General features: G+C 35.8%; 16 protein-coding genes. 8 read left to right on the top strand and 8 right to left on the bottom strand.

Annotated features, from left to right (window positions below; translation table 11 throughout):
* A partial coding sequence (locus tag ACPYKA_RS13650) for a phosphatase PAP2 family protein (protein WP_479542790.1) occupies positions 1-253 on the top strand: 253 nt, incomplete at its 5' end.
* Positions 254-274: 21 nt separating this feature from the next.
* Here the strand turns inward: ACPYKA_RS13650 and ACPYKA_RS13655 are convergent.
* From ACPYKA_RS13655 to ACPYKA_RS13690, 8 genes are all read right to left on the bottom strand, one after another.
* Entirely contained in the window at positions 275-682 is a 408-nt protein-coding gene (locus ACPYKA_RS13655; RefSeq protein ID WP_479542791.1) for a DUF3021 domain-containing protein, read from the bottom strand.
* On the bottom strand, positions 672-1,133 hold the full coding sequence (locus ACPYKA_RS13660) for a LytTR family DNA-binding domain-containing protein (protein ID WP_479542792.1): 462 nt from the start codon (positions 1,131-1,133) through the stop codon (positions 672-674). The genes ACPYKA_RS13655 and ACPYKA_RS13660 overlap by 11 nt, the downstream gene beginning before the upstream one ends.
* A 22-nt stretch (positions 1,134-1,155) precedes the next feature.
* The gene (locus ACPYKA_RS13665; protein WP_479542793.1) at positions 1,156-1,902 is read right to left on the bottom strand and encodes an ABC transporter permease; all 747 of its coding nucleotides are present in this window, start codon (positions 1,900-1,902) and stop codon (positions 1,156-1,158) included.
* 24 nt (positions 1,903-1,926) lie between these two features.
* A complete protein-coding gene (locus ACPYKA_RS13670; protein ID WP_479542794.1) occupies positions 1,927-2,814 on the bottom strand; it encodes an ABC transporter ATP-binding protein in 888 nt (295 codons plus the stop codon).
* Positions 2,815-3,451: 637 nt separating this feature from the next.
* The gene (locus ACPYKA_RS13675; RefSeq protein WP_479542805.1) at positions 3,452-3,973 is read right to left on the bottom strand and encodes a type 1 glutamine amidotransferase domain-containing protein; all 522 of its coding nucleotides are present in this window, start codon (positions 3,971-3,973) and stop codon (positions 3,452-3,454) included.
* 106 nt (positions 3,974-4,079) lie between these two features.
* Positions 4,080-5,093 carry a multicopper oxidase domain-containing protein gene (locus ACPYKA_RS13680; RefSeq protein ID WP_479542795.1) on the bottom strand — a complete coding sequence of 338 codons (1,014 nt, stop codon included), beginning with the start codon at positions 5,091-5,093 and terminating at the stop codon, positions 4,080-4,082.
* Positions 5,094-6,095: 1,002 nt separating this feature from the next.
* On the bottom strand, positions 6,096-6,248 hold the full coding sequence (locus ACPYKA_RS13685) for a small acid-soluble spore protein P (RefSeq protein ID WP_479542796.1): 153 nt from the start codon (positions 6,246-6,248) through the stop codon (positions 6,096-6,098).
* Complete coding sequence (locus ACPYKA_RS13690; protein ID WP_479542797.1) at positions 6,248-6,508, bottom strand: DNA alkylation repair protein; 261 nt, start codon at positions 6,506-6,508, stop codon at positions 6,248-6,250. The genes ACPYKA_RS13685 and ACPYKA_RS13690 overlap by 1 nt, the downstream gene beginning before the upstream one ends.
* A 142-nt stretch (positions 6,509-6,650) precedes the next feature.
* On the opposite strand from ACPYKA_RS13690, the gene ACPYKA_RS13695 reads away from it, so the two are divergent.
* From ACPYKA_RS13695 to ACPYKA_RS13725, 7 genes are all read left to right on the top strand, one after another.
* A complete protein-coding gene (locus ACPYKA_RS13695) occupies positions 6,651-7,631 on the top strand; it encodes a diaminopimelate dehydrogenase (protein WP_479542798.1) in 981 nt (326 codons plus the stop codon).
* Positions 7,632-7,904: 273 nt separating this feature from the next.
* Entirely contained in the window at positions 7,905-8,177 is a 273-nt protein-coding gene (locus ACPYKA_RS13700; protein WP_479542799.1) for a TIGR04197 family type VII secretion effector, read from the top strand.
* Positions 8,178-8,205: 28 nt separating this feature from the next.
* The gene (locus ACPYKA_RS13705) at positions 8,206-8,556 is read left to right on the top strand and encodes a DUF3958 family protein (RefSeq protein ID WP_479542800.1); all 351 of its coding nucleotides are present in this window, start codon (positions 8,206-8,208) and stop codon (positions 8,554-8,556) included.
* A 7-nt stretch (positions 8,557-8,563) separates the two neighbouring features.
* Positions 8,564-9,976: a T7SS effector LXG polymorphic toxin gene (locus tag ACPYKA_RS13710; protein ID WP_479542801.1), complete on the top strand. Its 1,413-nt coding sequence runs from the start codon at positions 8,564-8,566 to the stop codon at positions 9,974-9,976.
* Positions 9,977-9,981: 5 nt separating this feature from the next.
* Positions 9,982-10,575, top strand: a complete 594-nt coding sequence (locus tag ACPYKA_RS13715) for a hypothetical protein (RefSeq protein WP_479542802.1) — start codon at positions 9,982-9,984, stop codon at positions 10,573-10,575.
* Positions 10,576-10,881 carry a DUF4176 domain-containing protein gene (locus tag ACPYKA_RS13720; RefSeq protein WP_479542803.1) on the top strand — a complete coding sequence of 102 codons (306 nt, stop codon included), beginning with the start codon at positions 10,576-10,578 and terminating at the stop codon, positions 10,879-10,881.
* 240 nt (positions 10,882-11,121) lie between these two features.
* On the top strand, positions 11,122-11,780 hold a 659-nt coding region (locus ACPYKA_RS13725; protein ID WP_479542804.1), incomplete at its 3' end, for a solute carrier family 23 protein.

Below are 11,780 nucleotides of genomic sequence, written 5' to 3' on the forward strand. Positions count from 1 at the left end.
GATGCGCGCAACGATATTGTTTTTATTTTTAATTTACTTAACGTATAAATATATTAACAATACAGGGATTAAAATCGGATACTATTTTGTTTTTGTTTTATTAATTTTTGCTGTTGCATTAAGTAGAATCATGCTAGATGCACATTTTGTTACAGATATTGTCGGTGCAATTTTAGTATCAATTTCTTGGTTTTTCTTAATGTTATATTTTTTTCACAAATCAAAAAGAGCTGGTTCCCTTATGTTTAGTTAAACAAGGGTGCCAGCTCTTTTCCTATTTCTTTTGCAAGGAATCATTTAAGGATGATTCAACTTTCTTATAATATTGGGTAAAGCCAAACCAAAACAGGATGTAGAGGAGCAAGAAAACAACAGCAGATAGTATGATAGCAAATGGTGTTGGGGGTACCCAGCCAATTGGTAAACCGATGAGATAATAAACGGTAATAGATAAGGAAAAGTGAATAATTGTCTTCTTCAAAGGACTCCATGAATCGATGGCAAAAATATATGCTGCAAAACCATAGTAAATACCAAATACTATACTTGCAAACATGTGCAGCCAAATAGTGGAAACATCAGGATTAATATCATTAATCATTAAAAGAGTTAAAGCGAAAAAAGTTACTAGTCCTCCCCATGCGATTCCATTAAATATTCTCTTGAGTACCTCAAATATCATGATTGTTACCTCCTGCCATTAGTTTCTTTTTTACTGCCGCTACATATTTTCTCGTAATATACTCTTTATTTCCCGAATGAAAATATACACATAGATTTCCGTTAAAAGACAGTTCGAACCGATTGATTCGGTTGATATTTCCGATTACCGACTTTGAAAAACGCATGAAGTGATTCGTAGATAAGGCGTCTTCTACTTCAAACAACTTCATTCTTATTTCTAAACGACGATTATCTATAGCGGCAAACACTTTCCGGTTCTCAGAATAAATAAAGTCAATTTCTTCCGGTTGTAGTAAAATTGTTTGATCTCCTTCGATTCCAAACAATCGTTTGGGAGTATCTTTTTTAATAAATGATAGTAATTGTTCAAGTTCGTCTGTCCATTTATTCGTCCGAATCGTAATCGAAGTATTCTCATATTGATCATCGATATCGACATTTATTTTCATGGTATTCCCCCAATCTTAATTTCTAGCTTTTAGCTCGGTTTAAAAATCTAGGAAAAGAAATCCAGGCGATCAGAAAACCAGTACATCCAAACCCTAGTAAAATAAGCGAACTCATCAGTAAATCTGTGAAACTCAAAATACCGCTCATCGCTTGTTTAAAAGCATCATGCGCCCAATACTGTGGTGTGAATTTTCCAATTTTTTGTATGATACCTGGCATCATTTCCAGTGGCATCCACAAACCACCGATTACTGCACCACTAAATGTAATAACTTGTGTAATCGCAATTCCCATATTAGCGGTGCGAACAATTAACGATAATGCTACACCCATTCCAGTTATCGATAAGGTCAAAATAATTGCAAGAAACAGCAAGAAAATAGGTTGTTCTAAAGGGATATTATAAACGACTTTTCCAAAAATGAACATCACCATAATTTGAATCATAACAATGATCATATATGTCATCCATTTTCCCATTAGATAGGAATAAGAAGGTAGTGGGGTACTAGCCAAACGGGCAATCATTCCATTCTCGTTATCTTTAATGAATGAAAAACACATCGATATCATAATGAAAAATACAAACATCACTGTATACCCAGGAACTATGGAGAGAATGACTTGATCTTTGCTGTCCGCCATTGTTCCTGAGGTGAAAATAGAGATAAACATGATCATGAAAATAATCGGTAATACAAATGTCCAAAAATAAAGCCCTTTATCTTGTGCATTTTTAATAAGTTCCATTTTAAAAATTGCCGTCATATTAAATGACCTCCTTATAAAAGTTTAAGCACGTAATTCCGTGCCAGTTAATTTGAAAAAAACATCTTCTAATCTTGGTTGCATTAGCTCGAAATGTTCAAAAATAAAGGATTTTTCATTGCTTATTTGTAACAATTCCTCCATCGTTTGCATCGGATTGTTCGTTGAAAGTATATAACCATTTTTATAAGCTTGGATCGTTCCAAATGAATCGAGTTCCTTCACTTTCGTATGGTTTTCTTTAAATTTAAAATAAATAGCGGGTACAGCATGATTTTGTAATAGTTCTTCCATCGTGTTTTGTTGAATGATTTTTCCTTTATCAATAAACGCTACTTCATCACATATTTTTTCAGCTTCTTCCATATAGTGAGTGGAGTAAATAATTGTACGGTTCTCTTTTTTCATCCGGTCTACCATGTTTAAAATATAGTTTCTAGATTGAGGGTCAATACCGACAGTCGGTTCATCCATAATAATGATTTGTGGCTCGTTCATTAGGGCACAGCCAATATTTAATCGTCTTTTCATTCCGCCAGAAAAGGTTTTTACTTTATCTTTCTTTCGCTCAGTTAAACCAATATAAGAAAGAACTTCCTCCGCGCGTATTTGTAATGCTTTTCCTTTTAAATTATAAAGCCTTCCGAAAAAGGTTAAATTTTGGAGTGCAGATACACTTTCTTCTAAACATATTTCTTGTGGGACGTACCCAATATCTTTTTTCAAATTTTCGTGATCAACCATGCCTTCATCACTTGGAATTATCCCGACAATGATTTTCATAAGCGTAGATTTTCCCGCACCGTTAGGGCCAATCAAACCAAAACATGTTCCTTCATTGAGATCGATGGAAATGTTTTTCAATGCTTTTTTATTCCCATAAGATTTACTAATGTTTTTAATCGATAACATTTTAAACACCACCTTATTTGTTGGCTTTATCATAAGCTATATAAGTATTTCTTAGTTGAGAAGTGGCATAACATTGATGTTTCGATGCTTAACATAACAGAAAAAATGCTTATAAAATTATATATAGTTCCTTTTATCGATGGTGATGGGATTTTTGCTTGCAGATGGCGAGAAGAAACTTCCTAGACTCGCATAAGTGCAACTGAGGCCTCGTTATTAAAGGCTTGCGAATGCCAAGTTTTCTAATTAATATTGATGCAGGAGTAATAATTTTATGGAGTGAAAAAGAAGATGTCCATTAAAGGGGAATTAACAACTGAACATATACAAGCATTGCTGAAAAACTTTATTTGAGAGAGAATGATGAAGCAAGAATTAAATATGAACAGCTCAAACTTAATTTAGCTAAGTTAAATTAAAATAATAAACATAAATATGCAGAAGGGAAAACTGCTTTTGTTAAATCAATTTTAGAAAAAACTTAAGAGGTTTCTTTATTGTGTTTTCACGGAGTAAGTTGAAGAAAAAAGGACATAACATATTACTCATTTAAAATATGTTGTGTCCTTTAAAATTTATTTATCTTTTTTCAATTTAGGTCTTGATAAATACATTCTGAGGATTTTTTTAGCTGCCATTATTCTGCTAATTTATCAGCAAAAGCTTTCATGTAAACTGGTAAATCGTCCGGTCGGCGACTTGAAATAAGGTGTCCATCTACGACTACCTCTTCATCAACCCAAGTAGCACCGGCATTTTCCATGTCGTCCTTAATTGCTGGTGTACTTGTTACTTTTTTACCTTCTAAAATATTTGCTGAAATGAGCACCCAGCCAGCGTGGCAAATTTGTCCGATTGGTTTCTTTGCTTCATCCATTTCTTGAAGGAACGTAAGTACTTCTGGATAGCGTCGTAACTTATCTGGTGCCCACCCTCCTGGCACAAGAATACCATCATAGTCTTTTGCATCAATATCTGTAAACGCAAAATCCGTTTTGGCTGGAGCGCCGTATTTTCCTTTATAAGTCACATTTGCTTCCGGACCAACTAAATCTACCTGTGCACCTTCTTCACGTAATCGGTAAACAGGGTACCAGTGCTCTAAATCATGAGCTTCATGATCGACAAGTGCGATGACTTTTTTATCTTTTAAACGCATATTATCCATCCTTTCATTCATCTTCTATCTTCAGTGTATCAGATAAGCTTTTCCGATGAAATAAAAAAACTTCCTCACCTGGAAGAGAGGAAGTTTTTATCTGCCTTTATTCAGTTACTTCTATGATACCTGCTGCACCTTTTGTTGCATGGTTGAATTGGTGTGTAACGAATGAGTATGTGCCAGGTTCTTTTAGTGTAAATTCTACGACTGCACCTCCACTAGCAGGTAACATGACCGTTTGCATACCTTCCATATGGTTCGCTGGGTTCCCATCCATGTAAACATCTTCCATTATAGTACCGATGACGTGGAAAGAACTTACTTCGTTCGGACCAACGTTGTTTACGTAGAATCTTACTTTTTCGCCAACTTTTGCTTTTAGTGGCGTATCTTTTAGTGCAGTTGTTGTTCCATTTGTATTCGGTTGACCATCATGCAATGTTTTTGCAGAGAAGACAACTTGAGAAGGAACACCATTTGTCATATCGTCCAAATCATTGTATTTATACCATTCGTTTTGAATAATAACATACTCTCTATCTACTTCATTATCTGTTGGAAATCCATCTTTCGGTTGTACGATGATTACGCCGTGCATCCCGTTTGCAATATGAGATAAGACAGGATCAGTCGCACAATGATACATGAATACTCCAGGTGAAGATGTTGGGAAAGAGAATGTTCCTTGTTCATTTGGTTCTACATCTGCAAAACCTACTGCTGGGTTTGTATGAACCGCATGTAAGTCAATACTGTGTGGAATAGCTGGATCCATGTTGTCTAGATCAAAATGAAGGATGTCTCCCTCTTCTACAACAATTAATGGTCCTGGTGCTTCCCCATTAAATGTCCAAGCTTTGTAGATATTTCCTGGTTCAATTTCGATGTCGGTAATTTGTGTCGTCATCTTAACGTACACATCTTTACCGTCACGTTCGATTTCTAAAGGTACCGGTTCTTGGTTCAAATCTTGGTGTGGCTGTATGATTTCTGTTTCAACTTCATCTGCGTTTACATTCTCAATAACTTCTTCTTGGGGATTTGTTCCACAAGCTGATAGCAACAGTACAGATAAACTAAGACCAGTGACAAGGCGAAAACCTATTTTTTTAAGCATTCCAATCACCTCATATATTTTTTAGATAAGGTCTCAACCATGCAATCACTCTTATGTTTTCTGTTTGTTAAATCCCCTTGATTGAATGGTTTATCTTATCTTTATCTAAAGTATATAGGATAGGGACGTGCTTTTAAGTGAGAGGAGTCACTTATTCACAGGACTTTTTGTCTAATAGTTGTCTAAGTTGTGGATAAAACAAGAAATCACTTACAATTGTTGATTTAGTGATGTTTTGTGACATTTATCACTTGTGGATAAGTGTCAAATTTGTGGCGGAATAGCAGGAGTGGTATACAAGAATATAGGTAAAAAGATATATCATTTAGGTGAGGGGTGTGGATAACTTTTTGTAGTTGTTTACAGATAAATAGTCGGGTATCTTTTGGTAAAAATATCTTGTGCGCTGATATATTTCTTTGATTCATTTCCCCAGCTATGTTCGCCGTTAAAAATGTCTTGTTACCGTGATCCTCCGGAAGCCCGCTATTATTTTTGGGGAACCACCAATACGTTTCATTCGCTGATATTTGCACGGAATCGCTGATAAAACAGTAATCGCGCCGATATTTGCTCAAGAATCGCTGATAAAACAGTAATCGCGCTGATATTTGCACAGAACCGCTGATAAAACAGTAATCGCGCTGATATTTGCATAGAATCGCCGAAAAAATAGTAATTGCGCTGATATTTGCACAGAATCGCTGATAAAACAGTAATCGCGCTGATATTTGCTTAAGAACCGCTGATAAAATAGTAATCGCGCCGATATTTGCACAGAATCGCTGATAAAACAGTAATCGCGCTGATATTTGCTCAAGAATCGCTGATAAAACAGTAATCACGCTGATATTTGCATAAAACCGCGGATAAAATAATACCCCCGCTAATATCTACCCCAACCACTTTTACTAATATAATTTGTATCTTTAAATCGCGAGCTAACGTATAGTTTTTAACCGGAGAAATTTTAAAAGCGACAGAGTTAACTGCCGCTCCATGTCACATCCCATTATCTGCATCGTTTCGCTCTCGACCTTGTGTACTCATTTTATGTTGATGTGAGCCACTTAAAGGTTCACCGTATGGTTGCTTCGGACTTTTTGGTAGATCTGGCTTCTTTTGCTGCTTTGGACCTTTTGGTTTACTGGCCATCATAGATTCTCCTTTCTCTGCTGATAAGTTGCATATTTTTTAAACATTTCTTCATCTTCGAGTAAACCACAAACGCCACACTGGACTTTGATATGAGGCCCACGGTAGGGGAGATGAAATGGTTCTTTATTTTCAGCGGTATACTCTTCGACGATGTCTCCGGTTTCAGCATCTAATTTAACGATTTTGGGATGCTGCTCAACAATATTAAAACGGGTTCGATTCGTTTTGCAATTTGGACAGTGATAGGCATTGCTCATAAAAATTACCTCCCTAAAAATAAAATTCCCCAAATTCATTTCATTATGAATATAATTGTAATAAATCGCTACCATTGCACTTTGTAGCCAAAAACGATAGTATATAGGAAAAATACTACTAAAATATCTAGGTGGGATATGGATGACAAAGAAAATTAGAGTAGGAATTATTGGTTACGGAAATTTAGGACGGGGTGCAGAAATGGCGATCAGGCAACAACCGGATATGGAACTAGTTGCTGTGTTCTCCCGAAGAGGTGTTGTTCAAACGTTTGATCCAGACGTTACTTCTTTATATATAGATGAAGCAAAAAATTATCAAGATAAAATTGATGTCATGATTTTATGTGGTGGGTCTGCGACGGATTTACCTGAACAGACACCACATTTTACTTCTATGTTTAATACAGTCGATAGTTTTGACACACATGCTAAGATCCCTGAACACTTCGAATCAGTTAATGAGGTCGCCCAAAAAAGTGGCAAAACAAGTGTTATCTCGGTTGGTTGGGATCCAGGTTTGTTTTCAATAAACCGAGTGATGTCAGAAGCAGTTTTAACCGATGGCAATACATATACATTTTGGGGGAAAGGGCTCAGTCAAGGACATTCTGATGCAGTTCGTCGAGTAAAAGGGGTTAAAGCAGGTGTTCAGTATACGATACCTTCTGAAGAAGCGATGAATCGTGTGCGTGCTGGGGAAAACCCAGAACTTGCCACAAGTGAAAAACACAAAAGGGAATGTTATGTTGTGTTAGAGGAAGGTGCAGCTGCAGAGCAAGTTGAAAACACAATTAAAACAATGCCTAACTATTTTGACGAATATGATACAACCGTACATTTTATAACAGAAGAGGAACTAAAACGAGATCATGCGGATATGCCTCATGGCGGATTTGTTATCCATAGCGGAAAGACAGGGGAAGGCACTAATCAAATTGTTGAATTCAGCCTGAAGTTAGATAGCAATCCGGAGTTTACTTCAAGTGTACTAGTCGCATATGCTCGTGCAGCGTATCGTTTACATAAAGAAGGACAAACAGGAGCAAAAACCGTATACGATATTGGACCAGGTTATATCCATCCAAAATCACCAAGTGAATTAAGAAAGAATTATTTATAACATCATTTTGTGTTGACTTCATAGAATTACTTCTCAAGGATTCGTTCTTATTAGTTTAATAGCTAAAAGAACGAATCCGTTTTTTTTATCCCAATAAGGAGTATTGCCTCCAATTTTGGTTCCAAATACCTAAATGCCTTTCCAAATATCACAACTTGATACTCTTGTTAGCGTTCCAATCAATTGCTAAAATATTTTTAGGTGTTTTTGTCGAGAGAAATTTATGAGGATATTTTATTCGATTATTCTTTTGATAGAAGAAAGGGAGTAAAAATGAATAATATTCAAAGTAGTTTACAGCAAGTTGAACAAGTAATAACAGCGATGGAATCAGTCACCAAATCAACATCAATGAGTAAACGGAATGTGGAAGTGGCGAGCAGAACAACTGTTTCTGGAAATGGATTAGCTGAAGAGACAATAACAAAACAAACAACTATTGTAGATAATTTGCTATCCGCTTTTAACCAGGATGTAGAGCGGCTCCGAATGGTGTCAAAAGAGTTTGAAGAAACAGATCGGAATAGTGCGAGAATGATGATTTAATAGCTATTATGCCCAGAGGATAGATAGTATGGAAACGAAAAATAAGTTAAAAAAAATAGAAGCAGAATTACATAAAATTAAGATGGAAAAATATAGGGTTTATGAAGATATTGCCAAGTATAATCAACATGAAAGGGAAATGTTTTTCCTTTTTCAAGAAAAAGAACGGCTTTTTAGTCAATTGTTTGAGAATTGGAAACATGGTGAAATGAAACAATATCTTCACCAAGTATATTCGGAGATCAAATCTACTGAAAAAAAGATTGAATACAACCTGAATGAACAAAAAGAAAATCTTAGAAAAGAAAGAAACGAATTAGAATTAAAAGAAGACGAGTTATGTTATGAGCGTCTGAGAGCTGTAGAAAATAGGGAGTGAACAAAAAGTGAGCATTAATATGTTTCTTGGAGAAGTGGATAATCAAACTAATTCTATTTCAGCACTCTGTAAGCAAAATATCGAGGAAATGCAGAAGTTTAAAAACGTTATTGATCAATTTGCCTCTCAAGATTCATTAAAAGGTATGGCATACACTGCTGCCAAAAATTATTTTAAACAAGTATATATACCTTTAGCGAATGGGGTTATTTTGTCATCGGAAGCTATCATTGAAGCGAATCGACAATTCCCTGAAGCTTTTCGGGCAGAGGTAGATGTAAACGATGTTGTGGAGGATATATTAAGGGGGCAGATAAAAAAGTTAAATGATTTGATCACTGCCATGACAGCTCTTGAAGAAATAACCCCACCTGTTAGATTGATGACAAATAGTATGCGGGCAATACAAATGAAATTAGAGAGCAAATTACAAAAACTTTATTCTTTTAACCATCAATCATTATCTTTTTTTACTGAGGCAGAATTTTTATTGAGTCAAGTTGAAGCAGGTGTAATGGAGGTTTCTTCCGGTAGGGGATGGAACTCAAGTACAAATACTTTCTCGACCAGTTCAATGAATTTGGAGTGGTCCGATAACATCAATAATAGATGGGATAAAAAAATAGAAAAAATAGAAGCTGAAGCTATTGCCTATATGGATTCGCTAGTTACGAAGCTCCCATATGTAACTGATGAAGAAGTGAAAAAGCTATTTGAAATTACCGAAGATGTCCAACATGTAGAAGTCCCCGAACAACTCTCAGAATATCTAATGACGGAAGGCCGCGAAATTGCCGAGAATTTTATGAGTGAGCTTAAATCGAGTGCAGTTAGCACGGTCTTAGAGGCAAGTGGAACCCAGGTGAAAAACATTGCTCAATTGATTATGTATTACTCTGCTACATGGGGGCCCGAGGGTTCAAATAGTTTTATTATGGTATCTACAAAAGCTGCAAATAGAACAAGACAAGCCGTATCGGTTGGTAATGCAATGACGAATGTAGGGAAAATTGGTGTCCCGTTGCTCGGTGGGGTTATTGACTTTGGAACACAAATAGCTCAAGGTGAGGATGTAGGGGATGCTGCAATTAAAACTGGTGCCCATATCGCAATTGGGGTGGCTGGTGGAAAGGCAGGAGCCGCAATAGGAGCGACGGTAGGTTCAATAGTTCCGGGTGCGGGTACAGTAGTTGGTGCAGCAGTCGGTTTTGTTGCAGGTGTAGCTATTACGGCAGTCGGAAATTATTTGTTCGATAAAATTTATGATAATAGAGAAGCGATATATGAGGGTGCCAAAAATATGGTGAAGTCTGCAGGTGAAGCGTTAAGTGATGTGGGGGAAGGAATAGGAAAGGGTCTCAAGAACGTAGGAAATGCTGTTAGTGGTTTTGTCAGTGGATTGGGTAGTGTTTTTGGATAGCGAAAGTGAGTGATAATGTGAACAGATCATATATTCCATTTTATTTAAATAAAACGGATAATATTACATTGTATTATGATTATAAAGCAAAACACTTTTTTAAAAGTCCTGGTGGAAAGCAAAGTTCAGTGATTACAATTCTCTCCGGTACAGCAGGTATTATTATTTATGCTTTGTTAAAAGATACGGTAATCAACGTCGGAGGACAAAATCCGTTGTTCATGATCCTGTTTAGTTTATTCATAAGTTGCTTACTAGCAATCGGAACAATGTGGGGAACCGGGTATGCATTTAAAAGGAACAGGAATAAATTGGAGATTATAGCTACTCCGTCTAAAGACGATACCTTGTTTTATATTCAAGAAGGGAAAAAGTGGTTACGATCGAGCCTGTTTTTAATATTGTTTTTATTCCTATTTACACTAATTAATACCGTCCTTCTTCTATTAGATCCAAATAGTGGGCTTCTATTCCTAACGAACACGTTATTATGGGCAATATTGATATTTCTTATTTGGGGAGTCAGACCATTAAAAAGAAGGAAAATATATAAACGTTTTCACAAAGAATTGTTAAATAATGAGCAGGAGCTGATATAAATGAAAAAATTATTGCCTTTGGGTTCAGTCGTGAGGTTGAAAAATGGGGAACAAAAAATAATGATAATAAGTCGACTTCCACTTTATAATAATAAAGGGAACATTGGGTATTTCGAGTATGGAGCTTGTTTATTTCCGAATGGTCAAGTCGATCAACAAATGTATTTTTTTAATGAAACAGACATTGATAAAGTGTATTTTAAAGGCTATGTGGATGAATCGGAAGAAGAATATCAAAAGAAATATAGAGAAGAAATAAAAAATATAAAATATACAAAATTAACCTTAATGCATGAAGAAAATTAGGTAGGGCTTCAATCAAGGCTGGTTGAATATAACGAAAAAACGCTTATACGATTGTACGTATAAGCGTTACTTTTTTAAAGAGATAAATCTAGTGATTTTTTTAGTTTTAAATTGAATTATGAAGGTTATTCCCTTATTATATTTCTGGGGTCTGAAACGATTATGTTTATCATGATAATAAAAGCATGAGCAGGAAATAATAAGAGACTACAACGTCATATGCATCAAAAGGGGAAAAACATGGAGAATTTTTTTAGATTAAAAGAATTAGGCACAAATGTGAGAACGGAAATTTTGGCGGGGTTAACGACCTTTTTGACAATGGCATATATTGTTGTTGTTAATCCAGCTATACTTTCAGCTGCGGGTGTTCCATTTGAACAAGTTTTTATTGCAACAATTGTATCGGCTGTTGTTGGAACATTAATCATGGCTTTATGGGCGAATTATCCGATCGCAATTGCACCTGGTATGGGAATGAATGCGTATTTTGTTAGTGTTGTTGCGACACAGGGAGTAACGTATCAGGTTGTTTTTGGTGCAGTATTATTAGCAGGTATTTTATTTCTATTATTAACGTTTACTCACCTTCGCGAAGTGCTGATTGAATCAATTCCAGCTGCTTTAAAATATGGGATCACTGCGGGAATTGGACTTTTTATTGCTTTTTTAGGATTAAAAATGTCTGGTCTTGTCGTTGAAAATTCTGATACGTTAGTTGCGTTTGGGGAACTGACAGATCCAAATACATTACTTTCGGTTGCAGGACTTCTTATTACATTAATTTTGATTACACGTAATGTAAAAGGTGCTCTTTTTATTGGAATGTTTATTACGGCCTTGATAGGTTACTTTTTAGGGATGTTACAGATTGAGGGAATTGCATCTGCTCCGCCATC

The organism is Pseudogracilibacillus amylolyticus (SeqCode), from assembly GCF_051918545.1.
Lineage (GTDB): Bacteria > Bacillota > Bacilli > Bacillales > Amphibacillaceae > Pseudogracilibacillus.

Coding starts and splice junctions, on each gene's coding strand:
- ACPYKA_RS13655 (WP_479542791.1), bottom strand. CDS start 682: ATGATATTTGAGGTACTCAAGAGAATATTTAATGGAATCGCATGGGGA.
- ACPYKA_RS13670 (WP_479542794.1), bottom strand. CDS start 2,814: ATGTTATCGATTAAAAACATTAGTAAATCTTATGGGAATAAAAAAGCA.
- ACPYKA_RS13685 (WP_479542796.1), bottom strand. CDS start 6,248: ATGGCCAGTAAACCAAAAGGTCCAAAGCAGCAAAAGAAGCCAGATCTA.
- ACPYKA_RS13700 (WP_479542799.1), top strand. CDS start 7,905: ATGAATAATATTCAAAGTAGTTTACAGCAAGTTGAACAAGTAATAACA.
- ACPYKA_RS13690 (WP_479542797.1), bottom strand. CDS start 6,508: ATGAGCAATGCCTATCACTGTCCAAATTGCAAAACGAATCGAACCCGT.
- ACPYKA_RS13720 (WP_479542803.1), top strand. CDS start 10,576: ATGAAAAAATTATTGCCTTTGGGTTCAGTCGTGAGGTTGAAAAATGGG.
- ACPYKA_RS13675 (WP_479542805.1), bottom strand. CDS start 3,973: ATGCGTTTAAAAGATAAAAAAGTCATCGCACTTGTCGATCATGAAGCT.
- ACPYKA_RS13695 (WP_479542798.1), top strand. CDS start 6,651: ATGACAAAGAAAATTAGAGTAGGAATTATTGGTTACGGAAATTTAGGA.
- ACPYKA_RS13680 (WP_479542795.1), bottom strand. CDS start 5,093: ATGCTTAAAAAAATAGGTTTTCGCCTTGTCACTGGTCTTAGTTTATCT.
- ACPYKA_RS13705 (WP_479542800.1), top strand. CDS start 8,206: ATGGAAACGAAAAATAAGTTAAAAAAAATAGAAGCAGAATTACATAAA.
- ACPYKA_RS13665 (WP_479542793.1), bottom strand. CDS start 1,902: ATGACGGCAATTTTTAAAATGGAACTTATTAAAAATGCACAAGATAAA.
- ACPYKA_RS13660 (WP_479542792.1), bottom strand. CDS start 1,133: ATGAAAATAAATGTCGATATCGATGATCAATATGAGAATACTTCGATT.